Source organism: Hyalangium versicolor, assembly GCF_020103695.1.
Taxonomy (GTDB): Bacteria; Myxococcota; Myxococcia; order Myxococcales; family Myxococcaceae; genus Hyalangium; species Hyalangium versicolor.
The window spans coordinates 99,856-119,805 of record NZ_JAHXBF010000001.1 but is presented as its reverse complement, the minus strand read 5'-3'; the positions used below and the strand labels follow the sequence as shown (position 1 = coordinate 119,805).

Sequence of the window (19,950 nt, the reverse complement as noted above, 5' to 3'; positions counted from 1 at the left end):
CCTACGAGCGATGGAGTTCATATCGCAAGTGCGGGCCAGCCGAGGCGACCACGACCGTGAAAGTCTGCAACTCTGGTCGACAGATGATCTGAATCACGCGTTCTCTGCTGACCATCAGCACAGTTCAATCTTCCGTGTCGTCTCCAGAGGATTCTTGGGCTTTCAGGATATCAACGAGGGCTCTCGCTGCTGCCAACGTGTCGGGGTGCTCAGGCCCCAGCACCCGGCGACGCACCTCCACCACCGCCTCCAAGAGCTGGCGCGCCCCCGCCAAGTCCCCCTGTTCCATCCGCGTTACAGCCAAGTTGCCCATCGCCGTGAGCGTGTCGGGGTGCTCAGGCCCCAGCACCCGGCGACTCACCTCCACCACCGGCTCCAAAAGCTGGCGCGCACCCGCCAAGTCCCCCTGTCTCTTCAGCGTTACAGCCAAGTTGCCCATCGCCGTGAGCGTGTCGGGGTGCTCAGGCCCAAGCACCCGGCGACGCACCTCCACCACCGGCTCCAAAAGCTGGCGCGCACCCGCCAAGTCCCCCTGTCCCATCCGCGTTCCAGCCAAGTTGCCCATCGCCGTGAGCGTGTCGGGGTGCTCAGGCCCCAGCACCCGGCGACGCACCTCCACCACCGGCTCCTCAAGCTGGCGCGCACCCGCCAAGTCCCCCTGTTCCATCCGCGTTCCAGCCAAGTTGCCCATCGCCGTGAGCGTGGCGGGGTGCTCAGGCCCCAGCACCCGGCGACTCACCTCCACCACCGGCTCCAAAAGCTGGCGCGCACCCGCCAAGTCCCCCTGTCTCTTCAGCGTTACAGCCAAGTTGACCATCGCCGTGAGCGTGTCGGGGTGCTCAGGCCCAAGCACCCGGCGACTCACCTCCACCACCGGCTCCAAAAGCTGGCGCGCACCCGCCAAGTCCCCCTGTCCCATCCGCGTTCCAGCCAAGTTGCCCATCGCCGTGAGCGTGGCGGGGTGCTCAGGCCCAAGCACCCGGCGACTCACCTCCACCACCGGCTTCCGGTGCATTGCTGCAGCAGCGTAGTGGCCGAGCTCATGGAGTGTCCGCGAGAGGTCTTCTCGGGCCATCAGAGTATCCGGATGCTCCTCTCCCCACCTTCGCAGCCGTCCTTCCAATACTGTCTCTTGAAGCGTCAGCGCCTCCTTCCACCTTCGTTGCGCTGCAAGCGACAGGGCCAAGTAGCTCATGCTCCTGAGTGTCTCAGGATGATCTTTTCCCAACACATTCTCTACATCCTTTTGCGCTCGGTCCAACTGCCTGGCTGCGTTCCCCCAATCCCCCTGTTCCTGGAGCATTTGGATCAGTGTCCCGATAGCCTCCATCGTGTCCGGGTGATCCTCCTTCAACACCCAACGCCTGTCATTCACCACGCTCACCTGGAGTTGCCGTGCCTCCTCCCACCGCTTCGCCTGATGAAGCGTTCGCGCCAGATCGCTCCTCACCGTGAGCGTCATAGGGTGATTGGGCTTCAACCGCCGCTCCAGGAGCCCCAACACCCGCTTCTGGATCTCCCTGGCCGCACCCAACTGGCCGCTCTCTCGGAGAGTCACCGCAAAGTGTGCCTCCATTCTCAACGTGAATGGGTGCTCGGCCCCCAGGATCTTTCTCATGCGCTCGATGGCAGGAACCTGAAGCTCCCTTGCCTCCTTGCACTTCTGCAACCCTCGCAGCGTCTCCGCGAGCTGATCCATCACCACGAGCGTGTCGGGGTGATTCTCACCGAGAATCCGTTTCCTTGCCTCCAGTACCTGCTCCTGCAGTGTCTTCGCCTCATCCAGGTACCGCAGCGTATAGAGAGACAAGGCAAGGTCGCTCATCACCTCAAGGGTGGAGGCGTCCTGAGCCGCAGGAGTCTGAGAGAGCTGCCGCCGCTGCTCCAGCACCTGCTGTTGCAAGTCCTTCGCCTTATCCGCCCTCCCAAGCGCTCGCCAGATCGCCGCAACACGCGCCCTCGCTCGAACGGTGTCGCGGATGTCCGAGTCATCCTTGTGTGGTCTCTCCTCCCAAGCTGTCAGCACTTCCTCCGCGAGTTTGAGGGCCTCGCGCGGATTGCCTTGCTCCAGCACCAGCTCTGCCATGAGTCCCCGCACACGCAGGGTTCGCCAGTGTCGCTCACCATTGCGCCGTGCCTCCTCCAGCACCTCGCCGTAGAGTTTCTCTGATACGGGGTATTTTCCTTGTGCCTGGAGCGCCCGCGCCAGGACCACCTTCAGCTCGAGGATTTCGTCCGCCGCCGAACGAGGAGCGTGTTCCATGACACGCCGGACAATCCGCTCTGCATGAGGTGCCAGCCCACTGGCCAGCAGGAATCTCCCCAAGGTCCTACCTACAGGAAGTTCCTCTCCTCTAGAGGGACGCCGCAGCGTGTCCATAAAACCTTCGCTGACGAACCTCCTCGTCCAGGTATCCGACCCGGGAGAGGTGAGCCGCTCGATGACACTCTCGGCATGCGGGAGGCAGGCTTTCAGCAACGGCCAGGAGCTTGGCTCATTACCGTCATGTTGACCGATCACCGCGCCCAAGGCCCTGCAGGACTCCCTCAGTTCCTGGCGGGACCTGTCTCCGCGCTCACGAAGGAAGTCTACCAGCAACCGATGCATCTCCCCATACATCCCTACGCCCTCCACATCGTCCACGGGTGTGACGAAGTGGCGGTCCCGCAGCATCTGCAGACCCTTGCCCTCCACTCCTGGGGGCTCCAGCCTTTCCGCGAGCACGAGAGGCACCGGCTCGGCCCCCAGTTGCGCAATCAGCCGGGCCAGCTTCTGCTGGGGCTCGGTGAGCTTCGAGTAGGACAGCTCGAACGCCTCAAACACCCCCTCCTTCATGTCCGGTTCCTGGTGACGAACCCGCTCGAAATACTTTCTCACCGCCTCCACCGGCCGCTGATGCCGAACCGTCTCCAGCAATCCAGCGGGGGGCAACCCGTGCCACAGGGCCTTGTTGAGGATCTCCAGCGCCAACGGGTGGTACCCCACCCTCTTCGCCACCTCTAACGCGCCCTGAGTATCAAGCTGCGCGCGCACGGATTCATGAAGTTTCCAGGTCAACAGGATCTCCGCGGCCTCGGGCGGTAGTGCGGAGACCGCCAGCGCCTCGTCCTCGCCTGCCCACAGATCCCGGGAGGTAACGATCAGAGAGACCCTGCCGACGACAGGACACCACGTCTCCAGCGGAGGGCGCGGCCCCCCTCGCTGCGCTGACTCCGGCACGTTGTCCACGACGAAGAGGATGGGTCCCCGGCTGGCTGCGGCCTCCAGCGCCTCCGTCACCTCCTTGCGAATGTTCAGCGCCTCCCTCATCTCGGGACGCCGACAGACCTCCAGGCTCGGGATATCCTTTTTGAACCTGCGAAGGATTTCGTGGAACTGCTCCTCCAACAGGTCTGAGCTCACCGCCGCATCTACCCAGAACTGCCCGCCAGGATAGCAGCGCGGGCCGAAGCGGTGCATGTACTCCAGCGCCAGCCGTGTCTTGCCGAAGCCTCCCGCCGCGTGCAGGAGGACCGTGGCGGGTGCCCGAGGCGGCCCCCCTGTTCGCGAGCCCTGGAGCGCCTCGTGGAGCCGCCACACTTCCTTGTCGCGGCCCACGAAGTTCTCTTTCAGAGACTTGCGGAATTTCAGCATGTAGGGCGGCAGTGCCGAGCCATACCCGATAAACTCTGGCAGCACGCCCGGTTCCAACACGGGCGCTGTTGAGCCTTTTCCAGCACGCGGCGCGCGATCTCCAAACCGGATGTTCTCTACCCCGGTGGGAGAACCCGCTTCGAACAAGCGCTTCCCAGGGTCATACCAGCGCCGAAACCGGCATCCGTCATGCTCGCTCTCGATCTGTATGACCTGATAGCCAATGCGCAGATCCCAGTGCATGCGACCGTACTGGCCCACCCCCGCGCTCGCCCCTGCAACGACTGACAGGGTCCAGTCCCCTGCGGAGTCCTCCTCGTGCCAGTCAACGTGCTGGTGCCCATGCAGAGCGAGTTGGAACCGGTGCTTCTTCAGCCAGCTTCGGATCTCCGGTGCCCCCTCCATCACGCTCAAGTCTTTTCGAGTGCCTATGGGAGCGTAGAGATGGTGATGCATCACTGCGATCCGGAATGGAGCTTCTCCGCTCGTTGCGAGGAGCGCCTCGGCGCGTTCCCGCTGATTGATGCCCACAGCCCCGCCTACAAACAAGCCACGATCGTGGCCCTCACACGAGTTGAAGCCGATGATCTGGATGCCCAGTTCCCGGCACAAGTCGAACAGCTCTACCTGCTCATGCGCGGGCCTGCCGACAATCCAAGGTCGCAGTCCGGCGTAGAACCCTGTCCAGATACGCGAGAACAGCGAGTAACGCTCTTCGGCTGTCTTGGCATCTCGGACTTCGTCGTGATTCCCCGGTACCAGCACGAAGCGATCACGCGAGAGGGGAAGTTGCTCCGACAAATGAGTGAGGAAATCGATAGCCAGCGCTACTCCGCTCTCCTGCGCCCGGTCCAGCAAGTCCCCTGAGATGATGACGAGGTCTGGAACCCACCTGTTGCTTCGTAGATCCCCCAGGATGCTCGGGAGCAGCCCCCTGCGGTTGTAATCGGGTTCGCCATCCCGCAGGCTTGACCAATCAGTGGTGTTCCAATAGTGGGAGCTGGCAAAGCGCGCCGACGGTTCAGAGAAGTGCAGATCCGTCAGGTGAAGCACCGTCAATGGAAGCTTGAGCGGGTAGCGCTTCTCCTGTCCCGAAGGTGCTGTACCCTGATGCTGTTGGCCCCTCTGCTCATCAGGCATATCCATTGCGCCCCGTTGGACGTGGAATTGTCCAGTAGAGGGCGACTATAGATCGACGGGAAGAAGAGCTGCGTGGGGAGGACCATCCCCTTCACAGCGGCAACCCGTGGACGCCCAGGTTCCAGGAACTCTTCAACCGCGCGGGAATGATGAGATGGGAAGCAACCTGGCACGTCATCGTCCCTACAAGAAAGTCCCCGTAGCCTGGAGGCCTCCTCCGGAGACCATCCCATGCTTACTCGTCACCTGACTGTTGCGGTTCTCGTCTCGGTCTTTTCGACCGCGTGCAGTTCCTCACGCGCCGTGCGCCTCGACACGGGCCAGAATCGGCCCGTCATCACCCTTCCCCGCTCAACCGAGACAAAGCCTGTAGCGATGGAGCAACAGGAGTTCACACAAGCTCTCGTGAAGTGGGCCCGGCAGTACCCACTCCCTGCAGACCCGGAGAAGGCTGCTCGGCGGTTGTTCGATGTCCCTGCTCGCAGCGGCTGGTACGGCTACTCCCAGCAGCAGGGTGTTGTGCCACTGGACGGCCAACCTCCACCTTCTCAATGGGCCCAGGCAGACGTGCGCATCTCTCAGGAATACCTGCGCTTCTGCACCGCCAACCAACAGCCCGGCGACTGCCGCAAGGCTTTGCTCCACAGCCCTGTGCTCACCCAGGACGGCCGATACACCCTCGCCATGTCCTTCGCTCTCGAAGCCGTCATCCCCGAGATGATGGAGGCCTTCAAGGACATGGCTGACCCCGAGGCCATCAAAGCCTCCATCCTCTGGTCGATGAGCATCTACGCTGTGCTGTGGCTGGCACCCGAGCCGGTGTTCTCCAAGGGACTGGCAACGGTCCTCACGGCCACCTTCGTCTGCTACATCGGGGTGGACACGTTCTGGACGCTCATCCAGGGCTTCAGGCGGATGGTGGAGGAGTCGGATCACGCCACCTCATTCGCGGCGATCCGCGAGGCCGGGAGGAAGTACGGCAAGGTGATGGGGAAGAATGCTGCGCGGGCATTTGCCCTGCTGCTCACCGCTGCCATTGGCCAGACGGCTGCCAGCTTCTCGGCCAAGGTGCCCACGCTGCCTGGCTCAGCTCAAGCGTCAGCAGCAGGCGCGGCACGGGTGGGAGTCCGACTGACTGAAGTGGCGCAGGTGGAAGCCGTGACCGTGACCGCTGATGCGGTCACCATCGCCCTGGCTCCCAATGCGGTCGCCGCGACGGCGCAGAGCGTCCATGGAGTCGCTTCCGGACCGGTGGACATGGAGGGGCATGATCACCACATCGCCACGGACAAGTGGACCGAGGCCACCCACAGCGGTGGCCCATGGACGCCCCGCTTCCAAAAGATCTTCGACCGGGCCGGTATGTCGTTGAACGATCGGGCGAACATTGTCCGGCTCAGGGGCCACAAGGGGCCTCACCCGCAGGAGTACCACGAGGAGATCTACAGGCGGCTCGATGATGCAACGACCAGGTGCCGACCCATTCAGGCGTGCAGGCAGGCGCTGGAAGCAGAGCTTCGCGCGTTGGCCGAGGAGATCTCCACACCGGGTACACGGCTCAACCGGCTGGTCACCCGGAACCCATGACGGTAAGAAAGAGCCATGCTGAAGCGGTATTTCGATCTAGCGGACGATGTGTACCTGCCGGGGCGTTGGGAGTTGGGCCATCCCCTTGATCGCAACGGCCATCAGCTCGAAGACCCTTGGCAGTTCAGGGTGGGAGAGCCTGCCCCGTTCAAGGGCCATGTTCAGATTCCGGTCGAGAGATCCGGCATTCACCTCGACTTCTCGCACGCAGCCTTCAGTATCCCCGTCGTCCACGTCAGGGTGGCATCCCTTCTCGCGGAGATGGCTCCGAACGACGTGGAGATCATCCCCGTGGGGATCAACGGGCAACCGGATCGGTTCTGCATCCTGAACGCCACCCGTGTTGTTCGCTGCATTGATGACAAGACCTCCGAGGAGGTTCGGTACTGGAAGCCGGAAGATGGGAGGCCAGAGAAGACAGGGCAGTACCGCGCCGTGTATGGCATGCGCATAGACACCTCGAAGGTAGGTGACGCCAAGCTCTTCCGCACCTGGGGGTGGACGGTGGCGCTCATTGTTTCCGAGGACATCAAAGAGGCGCTGGAGCGCGCGGGCGTTACGGGTATGAAGTTCAAGGAGGTCACCGGCCCGAGTTCTATCAGTCCGGCGGAGCGTGAACGGAACCAGCGTCTCATCGAGTTGCGGGAGCAGACGGACGCCGCCCGCGAAGCCTTCTGGCGAACGCTGGGACGGTTGGACGAGGAAGCCATCATCCCTATCGTCGTGGGTGGCTCATGGCCCGCCCGGCGCCAGGTCTGGCGCATCATCCATCGTCCAGGTGGGCGCACCCTGCTGGTGACGGACGGACTCTCGGACTTCTTCGTGGACCGCGCGGAGCCGTCCGTGGGTTTCGGACTGGAGTTGGCCCTGGAGACAAACGAGCCCCTCCAGGAGGCCGAGAAGAGCTGGCCCCTGCTGCTCCTGGAGCGGGTGGCGGATGAGGTAGCGGAGCACGAACAGGTGCGCGAGAAGGTGAAGACGGGCTTGATGTCCATGGAGGTCTCCGGCAAGGGCATGCCCCAGTCGCTCGTCACCCAGAATGGCAGGGTGGGTGTGCTGCTGGGCATGGAGCCGAGCGTGCTCCCCAGGAGCTTCACCATGCCGTCCGGGGAGGTGCGGCTCGTCACCGTCAAGGCGCTGCTGCCGACGGAGCTGGCCTACCTCCTGGAGCACGGCAAGAAGGGCCGGGACGAGTTGCTGCGGCGATTCGACCGAGAGGGCCACGGACACCTGTCCCGCGTCAGGGAGTGAGACAGGGCGGGCTCACATGGACAGCGCGCCACCTCCAGTGCCGTCTCAAAAATGTCTCCAAAACTGGAGGGAACTCCGGGCGACAGGCGGGACTGGCGGGAACTGCCCCCGTGGATTCGAAGTGCCCGGATTCACTCACGATTCAGCGAAGGCGTGTGCCGTCGCGGGTTTAGGGCACTCTCCTCACCGACCAAACGGTTGACCCTCCTCGCTGTTTCAGGCGTGCTGCCGCCCATGTACTTGAAGAAGGCCGTTCTCACGAACATCCGTTCGATTGACGTGCTCGAGTGGGAACCTGCACAAGACCCCAACCCGGCAGGGTGGCACGTCATCATCGGGGACAACGGTGCTGGCAAGAGTTCGATACTTCGTGCCATGGCCCTGGCACTCGTGGGGCCGAGCGAGGCGATTGCCCTGCGCCAGGATTGGAACGAATGGCTGCGCTGGGGCACACAGTCGGGCTCCATCCGCCTCATTCTGGACTGGGATGAACTGAGGGATGCCTTCGTGGGCGAGGGTTGGATGCCCAAGAACGTCGATCTTCCCACGGAGCTGAAACTGGAACGCTCCAGCACGCATCCCGAGCAGGTACATCTCTCCCGGGTGCACGCGCTCCCTGATCCCAACCGCAGTATGTGGGGGGATGGTGACGGCGGGTTCAGTGCCTCCTACGGCCCCTTCCGCCGATTCACGGGAGGAGACAAGGACCAGGAGAAGCTCTTCTCTTCCAATCCCAAGCTGGCGCGGCACCTGTCCGTCTTCGGAGAGTCCGTTGCGCTGACGGAATCCCTGGAGTGGCTCAAGCTGCTCCAGTTCAAGAAGCTGGAAGGCGGCGGTGAGGAAGGAAGCCTGCTCGATGCGCTCAAGCGGTTCATCAACCAGCCAGACTTCCTTCCCCATGAGGCCCGACTGGAGTCCATCTCCTCGAACGGAGTGCGCTTCGTTGACGGCAACGGCTGCGACGTCCCCGTCGAGAACCTGAGTGACGGCTATCGATCCATTCTGAGTATGACCTTCGAGTTGATCCGCCAGCTCGTGAAGACGTACGGGGCGACGCGCATCTTCTCTCCCGGGGATCCCACGAAGGTGTCGGCCTCCGGCATCGTCCTCATTGATGAGATAGACGTCCACCTGCACCCCACCTGGCAGCGCCGTGTCGGCCACTGGTTCCGCAAGCACTTCCCGAACATCCAGTTCATCGTAACGACCCACAGTCCGCTCATCTGCCAGGCCGCGACAGTGGGCAGCATCTTCCGGCTACCCCGCCCTGGGAGTGAGGAGCGCGGAGGTATGGTCACCGGCGTCGCACGTGATCGCTTGCTCTACGGCACTGTCCTGGATGCCTACAGCTCGGGAGTCTTCGGAGACGTACCCACGCGCTCTCCCGAGGCGCTGGAGCAACTCGAGCGGCTCGCCCTTCTCAACCAGAAGGAGCTGGGCGAAGGGCTGACCAACGAGGAGCGCTCGGAGCAGCAAGCGCTGCGAACCCGGCTTCCGACCGCGGCCAGCGCGCTTCCGTCCCCCAGTGTGGAGGTTGCACAGAAGTGATTCGCCTCCCCAACATTCCATTGCCCGGCGAAACCCTTGCAGGTCTCGCGGAATACCAGCGCGAGGTGGACTCGCTGCCGGACTATGCGGCGCGTGTGGCTCGCGCCAAGGTGCGGTTCTCAGCGGTGAACCAGAAGGGCAACAGGACATTCGACAGCGTCAAGGAGACACTGGCGAAGATGAACTCTGGCGCTCGCCGCTGTGCCTATTGCGAGGACTCTCTCGCCAACCAGATCGAGCACATCCGGCCCAAGACGCTCTACCCGGAGCTTGTCTTCGCGTGGATGAACTACCTCTACGCGTGTGACTCCTGCAACGTGCACAAGAATGACCACTTCGCTGTCTTCGCGGATGGCACGGGAGTCCTGACGAGCGTGGCTCGGGCACGAAGGGCACCCGTCATACCGCCCATTGCTGGCAAGGACGTGTTCATCGATCCCCGGGTCGAAGACCCGACCGAGTACCTGGAGCTGGACCTGAGAGATACCTTCTGGTTCAGGCCCCGAGCGAGGCCAGGAACCGTGGAGAATGCTCGTGCCGACTACACGATTCGCGAACTCCAGCTCAACAGCCGGGACTGGCTGCCCCTGTCCCGGCGCTCAGCGTACTGGGACTACCTCGCGCACCTAAAGAGCTACATCCAGGACAAAGAGCGAGGACTGCCCCAGGAGCACCTCACCCGGTTGACTGATGAGGTGCGGGGGCGGCAGCACCCGTCGGTCTGGTTCGAAATGAAGCGCCAGAATACCTCACTGCCCGAGCTGACGATGGCCTTCGCGGCCGCGCCAGAGGCGCTCCAGTGGTGAGCGCTGTAAAGTTCAAGGAAGTGTAGCTCGTCGCTGCGTCAGTCTGCGGCGACTCCTCGGGCTACTCGGTCAGGCAAGGAGTTCACGAATGCAGTTCGAGGCAGTCCTTTTCGATTGTGACGGCGTCCTGGTGGACTCCGAGCCCATCACCATTGGCGTCCTGCGCGACATGCTGGAGGAACAGGGCTGGGCAATGAGCGCCCAGGAATGCATGGCGCTCTTCGTCGGCAAGTCGGTGAAGGAAGAGGGAGCCCTCATCCAGGCACACACCGGTGTGCCGGTCACGGAGGCCTGGCTCACACGGTTCCGCGAGCGGCGCAACGAGGCGCTGGAGCGCAACCTGGTGGCGGTGCGCAACATCCATGCGGCGGTGGCGTCCATCCACGCCAGGCACCAGGGCCGCATCGCCTGCGCCTCGGGCGCGGACCGCTTCAAGGTCGAGCTGCAGCTTCGCAAGGTCGGCCTCATCAACTTCTTCGAGGGGCGGATCTTCAGCGGCATGGAACTGGCGCGCTCCAAGCCCGCCCCCGACGTGTACCTGGCGGCGGCAGGCGCCCTCTCCGTGAACCCCGCGCGCTGCGCCGTCGTGGAAGACACCGTCACCGGGGTGACTGCGGGCGTGGCGGCGGGAGCAACCGTGTTCGGCTACAGCCCACCCGAGGCAGGCCACGATTCGGCCGAGGCCCTGCGCCGGGCCGGCGCGTCACACATCTTCACGGACATGGCACTGCTGCCCGCGATCCTCGAGCCCTCGTCCACGGGCCCACGGAGCTGAATCTCGTACCACCCCGCCTCCTTCCAGGATTTCTGGAAATGCCTGAATGGCGCGGATACTATCCGCCGCCACCACGCTGAAGGAATCGAGGGAGGCCGTCATGAGAGGTGGAGCTCGCGCGGCAGTTGCCGTCACGGTGCTGCTCTTTGCCTGTGTTGCTCACTCGGACGTTCCAGAAACCACAGGGGTCCGCCCGACGCTGGCGGGAACACAGTTCCTCAACCCAGACTCGTTCCTGAGCGGCTACGCAGAGCCCAACTGGTACAAGAGCAACATCCCCTTCTTCGAGGCTCCGGACCGCCAGATTCAGGACGTCTACTACTACCGCTGGTACGCCTTCCTGCAGCACATCCGCTACGCCACGCCCGGCGTCGGCTACATCGTGAACGAGTTCGTCAACTCGGTCTGGTACTCCGAGAAGTTCGACACCATCAACGCCGCGGCCGGACATCACATCTACGAGGCGCGGTGGCTTCGTGATCCCCGCTATCTGGACGACTACGAAACCTTCTGGCTCCGAGGCGGAGGTGGCGTCAGGCAATACAGCTTCTGGATCGCCGACGCCTTCTATGCGCGCTACCTCGTGAACGGTGACGCGACCTTCGTCAAGGACCTGCTCCCGGAGCTCGTCGAGAACTTCGAGGCCTGGTCGGATCACTACGAGCCCTCCGTCGGCCTCTACTGGCAGGTCCCCGTCTGGGATGCCTCCGAGTACACCATCGGCTCTTACCAGACGAACGACCCGTATCACGGTGGCAAGGGCTACCGCCCCTCCCTCAATGCCTATCAGTATGGCGATGCACGGGCCATCGCGAAGCTCGCGCAGATCACCGGAGATTCGGCGCTCGCCTCCCAGTACGAGAGCCGCGCCGCCGCGATCAAGGCCACCACCCAGAGCAAGCTCTGGGATCCGTCACGGAAGTTCTTCTTCCACATGATGCGGGACAACCAGGCCCAGGCATATCCCTACCCCGAGGGCACCTTGCTCGACGGCCGCGAGCACTTCGGCTTCGTCCCCTGGTACTTCAACATGCCGGACCCGGCCTACTCGGAGGCCTGGGCCTCCCTCATCGATTCGCAGGGCTTCGCCGCCACCTACGGGCCCACCACCGCCGAGCGCAGACACCGCCTCTTCATGAAGGACGCGGTCTCCGGCTGCTGCCGCTGGGATGGCGTCTCGTGGCCCTTCGCCACCAGCCAGGTGCTGACCGCGTTCGCCAACCTGCTCAACAACTACAGCCAGTCCTACGTCACCCGCGATCACTACTTCCAACTGCTCCGCGGCTACGCCCTCTCCCAGTACAAGAACGGCCGCCCCTATGTCGCCGAGGCGCTCCACCCCGACACCGGCCAGTGGATCTACGACGGCTTCAACCACAGCGAGCACTACAACCACTCGACCTACAACGATCTGGTGATCTCCGGTCTGGTCGGAGTCCGTCCCCGCGCCGATGACGTCTTCGAGGTGAATCCGCTCGTGCCGAGCACCTGGGCTTACTTCGCGCTCGAGAACATCCCCTATCACGGCCACCTGATGACCGTGCTGTATGACCGGGATGGAACGCGCTACGGCCAAGGCAAGGGGCTCCGCGTGTACCAGGACGGCGTCCTGCTCGCGACGGCCGCGACGCTCCAGCGGCTGACGGCCACGATGGCTGCTCCCGTGGCCGCCGCGAAGCCCGCGCGGCTGGAGAACTTCGCCGCCAATCCCTCCGCCAGCGGGTACCCGGAGGCGCTCACCTCCTATACCTACTCGAACGACGACAAGTGGGATGCGCTCGACGGCCGCATCTACTTCGATGACATCCCCAACAGCCGCTGGACCAACTATCAGTCCCCCAACGCCAGCGACTGGCTCGGAGTCGATTTCGGGTACGTGCGGAGCGTGGAAGAGGTTCGGCTCTACCTCTACAACGATGGTGGCGGAGTGCAGACTCCGGCCAGCTACGACTTGCAGTCGTGGAACGGCACGGCGTGGGTCTCCATCCCCAACCAGCAGAAGACTCCCGCCACGCCCGCCGGAGATGCACTCAACCGCATCTCATTCCCCGCGGTGAACACCCGCAAGCTCCGTGCCGTGTTCCAGAATCCGCCCAACGCCAAGGTCGGTGTGGTGGAGTTCGAGGTCTGGGGCCCGGCCTCGACCGAGTTCTCGGAGAACTTCGACTCCGGCAACTCAGCCCGGTGGACGGCCTACGGAGGAGCCTGGTCGGTGAGCAACGGTCAGTTCGCCGTCACCTCCGCGGGCGGAAAGGCCATCGCCAACACCGCCCGCTTCTCCGACTTCACCTTCTCGGCCCGGGTGACGTCCAGCGCCTCGGGAGACGCAGGACTCGTCTTCCGCGTCACCAACCCCGACGTTGGCAACGATGCCCTCAACGGCTACTACGTGGGGCTGGTTCCGCGTACCGGAGAAGTGGTCCTCGGGAAGATGAACGGAAGCTGGCAACAGCTCCGGAGCGCTCCCGCCTCGGTCATGGCCAACACGCCCCACCTGCTCAAGATCGTCGCGCGGCAGAACACCCTGCACATCTACGTGGATGACCTGAGCGTGCCGAAGCTCTCGGTCGATGATGCCTCCTTCACGGATGGGGCGATCGGTCTGCGCTCGTATCAATCGGATGCGCGCTTCGATGACGTGCGGATCACGAGCCGCTCGATCGCCGAGGCGGAGAGTGGCGTGGTGACGCACGCGGAGGTGCGCTCGAACGCTGGAGCCTCGGGTGGTGGGTATGTGGGGGGCATCGACTACGCGGACAGCGCCGTGGAGCTGCGCAACCTCGCGGTGGCGAAAGCGGGCCGGTACAGCCTGCGCATCACCTACGCCAACGGCACCACCAGCACCGCCACCCATTCCCTCTCGGTGAACGGCGGAGCCGCGCAGACGGTGGTCTATGCGCCGACGGGCGCCTGGGCGCGATTTGGTTCAGTCACCGTCGGAGTGACCCTCCAAAGTGGAGCCAACACCCTGCGCTTCTCCAAAGGCACTCAGTTCGCCGAACTCGATGCCGTCGAGGTCATTCCCCGGCTCTGACGCAGCGCGTGGAGGGGCCCCAACCCCGGGGCCCCTCGCCCGTCATGAGGCGGAGACTCGAGGCGTGGACACGTCCTCGGAGCGATCCTCCGCCCCCAGCGGCAGCTCGACCGTGAAGGTGGCCCCCTGGCCAGGAGTGCTGGCCGCCACGACCGTACCGCCGCTCGCCTCGACGATCCGGCGGGTGATGTAGAGGCCCAGGCCCAGGCCGCCGTAATGCCGACCCGACACCGCTCGCTCGAAGCGATCGAAGATGCGCTCGATCGCCTCGGTGGGGATGCCAATCCCCTCGTCGCGCACGGTCAGCCGGAGCCTCGAGTCCTGAGTCTCGAGCCGCACACGCACCGGCTTGCCAGGGCCGTACTTCAGGGCGTTGGACAACAGATTGTCGAGCACCTGCTCGAAGCGGGACGGGTCCACCCGGCTCACCACGGGCGAGGCAGCTTCCAGCTCCAGGGGACTTCCCACCCGCAGCGCCTCCGCTTCGAAGCGCGACATCGCGTTCCGGACGAGCTCCGTGAGCTCTACCCGCGCGGGGTGGAGCTCCAACCTACCCGCTCCGATGCGAGACACGTCGAGCAGGTCATCCACCAGCTCCACGAGCTTCTTCACCTGACGCCGAGCGATCTCCAGGTTGCGCAGGGTGCGCTCGGGGGACAGCACAGACGCGGGAGCCAGGAGCTCACGCTGGAGCGTCTGCAGCTTGAGGCTCAGCGGAGTGAGCGGTGTCTTGAGCTCATGGCTCGCCACCGAGAGGAATTCGTCCCGGGTGGCCACCGCCTTCTCGGCGCGCGTCAGGCTCTCGCGCAGCCGAAGGGCGTCGACCCACAACATCCTCAGCGTCAGCCCCACGCACGCCACCACCACCAGGGCGAACACCACGCGTTGCAGTCCCTCGGGCGGTTGCTCGACGAGCGGCGGCAGCAGTCCATCCACCACCATCACCCAGAGGTCCGTGCCGAAAGCCGCGATCATGTATCGCCGGAGCCCCGGCCGCTCCGCATACGGCAGCACCAGCGCCACGCCCGCGATGGGCATCATCAACAACCCCGCGAGCAGGAAGTGCACGAAGCAGGCGCCGATGACCACCATCACCAGCAGCGCGTATCCGCTCAGGAGCGCCGCACGCTCCCCATAACCCTGTTGAGCGAGGACACGGGCTCGCGCGAGCGCCACCGTGTAGATCCCGACCGCCACCGAGCCCCCCATGAGGGCGGTACTGCGCAACACAATCGCAAAGGCGATGTAGATGAGCAGGAAGCCCACCGCGATGGGCAACATGAGCTGGAGGAACTGTCGGAGCCGCAGCTGCTTCAGCGCCTCTTCGGGGGAGTCGGTCATCGCAAGTGGAGTCGATATGCAAGAGCAGCGGGCCCACGGCAACATGGATACCTGCCCATGTCATGGGAACCGCTTCCAGGAAGGAAAATGTTCACTCCAGGAAGCCCCCTCCTCTGAACAGCCGGCGGAGGGCTGCGTCCCCAGCGGGCGTGACTAGCTTGCCTTGCGGCCAGAATCCGGGGGCGTTGCGCCTGTTGCGGGATGCCCGTCATTGGGGCCGAGGGGTGGGAGGAAGATGCGGCGGCAGCTTCAGAACAGCCTCGAGAACTTGCAGCGCGTGTCGGATGTGGTCCGGGAGCTCGGCTGGCAGGCCCAGGCGCAGGCGCGGCGAAATGTCCTCGCGCTACGAACCCGAGGCACGGGGCGCTGGGGCGCCGTCTCCGTGGCATGGCCCCGAACCTATGACTGGGAGCATGCCGCCAAGTGGGCTGACCCTTTCAAGTGGGGGCTCGCCGAGCGCGCCCGGCTGGAAGAAGTGGACCTCCCGCAGAACCACGAGCGCGTCGTCCTCTTCGAGGTGGGCTACGCGGGTGCGCGCCTGCGCGTGGCGCTCGACTATGCGGACTCGCCGGAGCTGAACTCCGAGTGCCTGCGCGAGGTGGCGCTGTACTTCAAGATGCAGTACCGCCAGGCGGGCTACGGCTCACGTCGCGTGCTCCCGGCAGGGTATGTGCCTGGCAGCCTGCACCTATATGACTATCTCGCGCCCACGCGGGCGCTGAGGGACGAGCGCCGCTTCACCTACGACGTGTTGGGGCGCTTCGAGCTCGACTCCGCCTCGGACCTGCGGCGGCAAGCCCTGGAGCAGTTGGAGGCGCAGACGCGCTTCCGCTTCCACGGCGGGGCACGCGGGGTGCGCTACAGCCGCCTCCTGAGAGAGGTGGCCCTCTCGCGCGTGTGCGTGGACATGCCGGGCAACGGCGGCTTCGGCTTCCAGCTCATGGACTTCCTCGCCGTGGGGAGCTGCGTCGTCGCACCCCGCCACGTCCAGCTCCTCCCGGGAGGCCTGGTGGAGGGCGAACACGTGGTCTTCGTACGGCCCGACCTGAGCGATCTCGTCGACACGTGCGCGCGCTACGTGGAGGACACGGAGGCGAGCGAGCGCATCGCGCGTAACGCTCGCCACTTCTTCGATGCGTACCTGCACCGGCGAGCCCTGGCGGATGCCTGCCTGAGCACCTGCGTCCAGGCTTTGGAAGCCCACCCGAGCGCCTCTCCTTTCGACTGAGCCACCCATGCCAGCCAAGTCTTCGTCTTCTGTCACCACACCCCGCTCTCCTCCCCCGCGCCAGACGCCTTTCGTCGGGCGCCGCCTGCGCGTCGTCCATGTGATGCACGGGCTCCAGCTCGGTGGGCTCGAGACGTTCGTGGTCCGGCTCGCTTCCGCCGGGCGCGAGCTGGGCCTCGAGCCGCTCGTGCTGGCGCTGGGGGATGACGGCCCCGTACGAGACCTGCTCTCCGAGCACGAGGTGCCGTGCGTGTGGCTGGAGGGGCTCCCTGGACTGTCTCCCGGGGCGCTCCGGCGCATCACCCAGGAACTGCGTGCCTTCGAGGCCCACGTGGTGCACGGACATGACATGGGCCCCTGGCTCAATGCGGCGGCGGCTTCGCTGCTCTCGGGCGGCACAGTGCCCCTCGCCACCTTCCATCAGACGGCCCAGCCGGGCTCCAAGCTGCGTCCGCTGGCCTCGGTGGCCGCCAGCCTCTCCCCGGCGCTGATCGCCTGCGGCCGGGCAGTAGAGGAAGAGATCCGCGGCTGGGCACCCCGCTCGGCCCGCGTCGTCACCATCGAGAATGGTGTCCCTCTGCCCGAGCCCGCCTCGCCTCGCGAGCGCTCCGCTCTCCGGGAGCGCCTCGGGTTGCCTGCGCGAAGCATCGTCTTCGGCTACCTCGGCCGGCTGCACCCCGAGAAGGGCGTGGAGACGCTGGTGGATGCCTTCGCTCAAGCCTTCGCGCGCGAACAGAACGTGCACCTGGTCCTCATCGGTACGGGGCAGTTGGAGGGTGCGCTGCGCGCTCGCAACGTAGAGCGCGTCCACTTCCTGGGAGAGGTGCCCCACGGTTCGCGGCTGCTGCCCGCCTTCGACGTGTACGTGCAGCCCTCCCTGCGCGAGGGCCGCTCCCTGGCGCTCCTCGAAGCAATGGCGGCGGGCCTGCCCACGGTGACGTCAGACATCCCCGCCATCCGCGAGGTGCACGCGGCCGGGGAGACCGCACTGCTCGCTCCTCCGGGTGACGCGCGCTCGCTGGCGGGAGCCCTTCGCACCCTGGCCGCGGATGCAACCCAGCGCGCGGACCTGGGCCGCAAGGCGCGTGAGCGCTCCCGGGATCACTCGCTGGACACCATGGTCCAGCGCTACGCCACCCTCTACCGGGATGTGGTGAGCCGGTGGGAATGCTGACGCCTGTCCTCCACGTGCGCAGCTCCGGGGGTCTCTATGGCGCCGAGCGCTCCCTGCTGGCGCTGGCGGCCCACACGCCGCCGCCCTACGCCCCGCTCCTCCTCAGCCTGGTGGCTCCGGGGCGCCCGGACGCCCTCGTGCCCGAGGCGCGCAAGCTGGGATTGAAGGCCCTGCGCATCCCCGCCCGCTCCGGCTTCGACGCCGAGGCGATACAGGCCCTGGCCTCGGAGGCGCGCAGGCTCTCGGCCCGCCTGTTCCACGCACATGACTTCAAGGCACTCGCCCTGGCGCTGCCGGCCGCACGCTGGGCCGGGCTTCCGGTGGTGGCGACCTTTCATGGCGACACCGGGGAGAACCTCCTCGTGCAAGCCTATGAGGCAAGCGCCCGCCTCCTGGCCAATGCCGCGCAGGGCGTGGCAACCGTGTCCCGCGATCTCGAAGCACGCGTGCGCCGCTGGGCCCCTCTCGCGCATGTGGTGCACCTCCCCAACGGACTGGCACTGCCGCCGCCGCTCACCGCCGCCGAGGCCCGAGAGGCCCGGCGCACCTTGCACCTGTCCGAGACCGAGCCCGTCCTGGCGGTGTTGGGGCGCCTGTCTCCCGAGAAGGGACACGCGGTGCTCTTCGAGGCGCTGCGCCGCCTGCCCCGCCCACCGCTCCTGCTGATCGCCGGCGAGGGGCCCGAGCGCGCACGGTTGGAGGTGCTCGCTCGCGGGCTTCCGGTCCGCTGGCTGGGCTTCACCGCGTCGCGCCCCGTGTACGCGGCCTCGGACGCAGTGGTGATGCCCTCGCTCACGGAAGGCATGCCCATGGTGGCCCTGGAGGCGATGGCCTCCGGGCGGCGCGTGGTGGCGAGCACCGTGGGAGAGCTTCCGTACCTGCTCGCCCAGGGCCGGGGGGAGCTGGTCCCGCCCAGCCACCCTCACCTGCTGTCGCTCGCCCTGGCCCGCGTGCTGCGCTCGGTGGCCAACAGTGGGCGGGACTTCCGGGACGCGCGTGCCCACGTGGAAGGGCGCTACACGCCCGAAGCCGTGGGCCGGCGCTACGCGGATGAGCTCTACACGCCGGCCGTGGAGCGGTACGCGCGCATCAGCTCCGCTCCCACCTCGCCCCAGGCGTAGCGCTGGGCCAGGACACCAGCGCGCTGGGCCAGGACATCCGCCTCCGCCGGGTGGTTCCGGAGGTAGCGGAGCGCACGGGCGAACTCCTCATCCGAGTTGGCCAGCAATGCATCGCGCCCGTTCTCGAAGGGCAGCCCCTCGGCCGCCAGCGGGGTGGCCACGATGGGAACACCCGCGGCCGCGGCCTCGAGGAGCTTGAGCCGCGTGCCCGAACCCAGGCGCAGGGGAACGGCCGTGGCCCACGCTCCTTCCAGGAAGGGCGCCACGCTGGGCACCGTCCCCGTCACCACCAGGTTGGGCCGCTGGCACGCCTGAAGGCGGGCAGACGGATTGCGTCCGATGAGCATCAGCCGACTGGGAGCCAGCTCTGCCTCCACGCGAGGCCACAGCTCCCGCGCGAGCCGGAGGGCGGCATCATCGTTGGGAAGCCAATCCATCGCCCCCACGAAGACGACATCGTTGCGCTGCTCCAACGGGCGGGCCGCCCTCTGCAGGCTGGCGATGCGCACCCCATTGGGGACGACGTGAACGGCGCGAGCGCCCAGGCTCGTGAGCTGCTGGCTGTCCACGGCCGAGCAGGCGAGCACCAGATCCATCTGCTTCAACAGCTGGGCCTCGAGCCGAAGCACCTGGCGATGCTGCCAGCGCACCAGCGGCCTCAGCGGGAGCGGCGCCAGGGGCTCGAATCGCTCGAAGAGCGCGGACTCGACGTTGTGCTCGTCCAGCACGAGCCGGGCGTTCGGACAGAGCGTGCGTGCGACAGGAGCCCACTGAGCGGTGTGCAGATGATCGAAGTGGATCACATCCACGGGCTTGCGCGAGAGCATCTCCGTGAGCGCGGTGAGGGCCTCCTGGCCCAGATAGGACAGGTAGGAGGAAGGCACGCCCCGAGCGAGGCTGGATAGCAACTGGACAGGGCGCCAGGGCGAGCGGCTCGAGCGCGGCACCGTCCGCAGCGTGACATGCCGGCCCAGTTGGGCCCGAAAGCCCTCCACGTCCTCGCCGGGCCCGTGAAACGCGAGCACCGACAGCTCGCACTGCTGAGACAACGTTCGCACCAACTCCAGCGTCCGCAAGGTCCCCCCGCTCAAGGCGGGAAAGGGGACATACGGCAAGACACAGAGCACCCGTTCCGTACGGTCCGGTTGCACGGTCGGCGCGCTCGCAAGAGTCAAGGACAGCTCAGAACCCCATCGCATATGGAATGCCCCCCATCGAAGGCTGCTTCACCCCCTGAAATGCCTGGGCCTGGCGAGGTGGACGAAGGAAATTTTCGCGCGCTGGCTCCAGGCAGTGCCTCGGTGAACAAAG

Annotated in this window: 12 protein-coding genes; 9 read left to right on the top strand and 3 right to left on the bottom strand. The window is 65.6% G+C overall.

Annotation, left to right across the window (positions count from 1 at the left end; translation table 11 throughout):
- Nucleotides 1-124: 124 nt before the first annotated feature.
- Nucleotides 125-4,687 carry a tetratricopeptide repeat protein gene (locus tag KY501_RS00410; RefSeq protein ID WP_309242936.1) on the bottom strand — a complete coding sequence of 1,521 codons (4,563 nt, stop codon included), beginning with the start codon at nucleotides 4,685-4,687 and terminating at the stop codon, nucleotides 125-127.
- Nucleotides 4,688-5,005: 318 nt separating this feature from the next.
- Here KY501_RS00410 and KY501_RS53835 point away from each other — a divergent pair, with 318 nt between their 5' ends.
- The 6 genes from KY501_RS53835 (at nucleotide 5,006) to KY501_RS00380 (ending at nucleotide 13,775) form a co-directional block, all read left to right on the top strand.
- The gene (locus KY501_RS53835) at nucleotides 5,006-6,361 is read left to right on the top strand and encodes an AHH domain-containing protein (protein WP_444881603.1); all 1,356 of its coding nucleotides are present in this window, start codon (nucleotides 5,006-5,008) and stop codon (nucleotides 6,359-6,361) included.
- A gap of 15 nt (nucleotides 6,362-6,376) precedes the next feature.
- Nucleotides 6,377-7,612, top strand: coding sequence for an imm11 family protein (locus KY501_RS00400; protein ID WP_224360325.1), 1,236 nt, complete (start codon nucleotides 6,377-6,379; stop codon nucleotides 7,610-7,612).
- Nucleotides 7,613-7,846: 234 nt separating this feature from the next.
- The gene (locus KY501_RS00395) at nucleotides 7,847-9,160 is read left to right on the top strand and encodes an AAA family ATPase (RefSeq protein ID WP_224360324.1); all 1,314 of its coding nucleotides are present in this window, start codon (nucleotides 7,847-7,849) and stop codon (nucleotides 9,158-9,160) included.
- Entirely contained in the window at nucleotides 9,157-9,966 is an 810-nt protein-coding gene (locus KY501_RS00390; protein WP_224360323.1) for an HNH endonuclease family protein, read from the top strand. The genes KY501_RS00395 and KY501_RS00390 overlap by 4 nt, the downstream gene beginning before the upstream one ends.
- An 88-nt stretch (nucleotides 9,967-10,054) precedes the next feature.
- Complete coding sequence (locus KY501_RS00385) at nucleotides 10,055-10,741, top strand: HAD family hydrolase (protein ID WP_224360322.1); 687 nt, start codon at nucleotides 10,055-10,057, stop codon at nucleotides 10,739-10,741.
- A 100-nt stretch (nucleotides 10,742-10,841) separates the two neighbouring features.
- Nucleotides 10,842-13,775, top strand: coding sequence for an MGH1-like glycoside hydrolase domain-containing protein (locus KY501_RS00380; protein ID WP_224360321.1), 2,934 nt, complete (start codon nucleotides 10,842-10,844; stop codon nucleotides 13,773-13,775).
- 42 nt (nucleotides 13,776-13,817) lie between these two features.
- On the opposite strand, the gene KY501_RS00375 is transcribed toward KY501_RS00380, so the two are convergent.
- Nucleotides 13,818-15,116, bottom strand: a complete 1,299-nt coding sequence (locus tag KY501_RS00375) for a sensor histidine kinase (RefSeq protein WP_224360320.1) — start codon at nucleotides 15,114-15,116, stop codon at nucleotides 13,818-13,820.
- A gap of 235 nt (nucleotides 15,117-15,351) precedes the next feature.
- On the opposite strand from KY501_RS00375, the gene KY501_RS00370 reads away from it, so the two are divergent.
- From KY501_RS00370 to KY501_RS00360, 3 genes are read left to right on the top strand one after another with little or no spacing between them, the layout of a single operon-like run.
- Nucleotides 15,352-16,344: a glycosyltransferase gene (locus KY501_RS00370; protein ID WP_224360319.1), complete on the top strand. Its 993-nt coding sequence runs from the start codon at nucleotides 15,352-15,354 to the stop codon at nucleotides 16,342-16,344.
- A gap of 7 nt (nucleotides 16,345-16,351) precedes the next feature.
- Nucleotides 16,352-17,518: a glycosyltransferase gene (locus KY501_RS00365; protein ID WP_224360318.1), complete on the top strand. Its 1,167-nt coding sequence runs from the start codon at nucleotides 16,352-16,354 to the stop codon at nucleotides 17,516-17,518.
- Nucleotides 17,512-18,639: a glycosyltransferase family 4 protein gene (locus tag KY501_RS00360; RefSeq protein WP_224360317.1), complete on the top strand. Its 1,128-nt coding sequence runs from the start codon at nucleotides 17,512-17,514 to the stop codon at nucleotides 18,637-18,639. Before KY501_RS00365 ends, KY501_RS00360 begins: the two co-directional genes overlap by 7 nt.
- Here the strand turns inward: KY501_RS00360 and KY501_RS00355 are convergent.
- Nucleotides 18,576-19,838 carry a glycosyltransferase family 4 protein gene (locus KY501_RS00355; protein WP_224360316.1) on the bottom strand — a complete coding sequence of 421 codons (1,263 nt, stop codon included), beginning with the start codon at nucleotides 19,836-19,838 and terminating at the stop codon, nucleotides 18,576-18,578. The genes KY501_RS00360 and KY501_RS00355 overlap by 64 nt on opposite strands.
- Nucleotides 19,839-19,950: the final 112 nt, after the last annotated feature.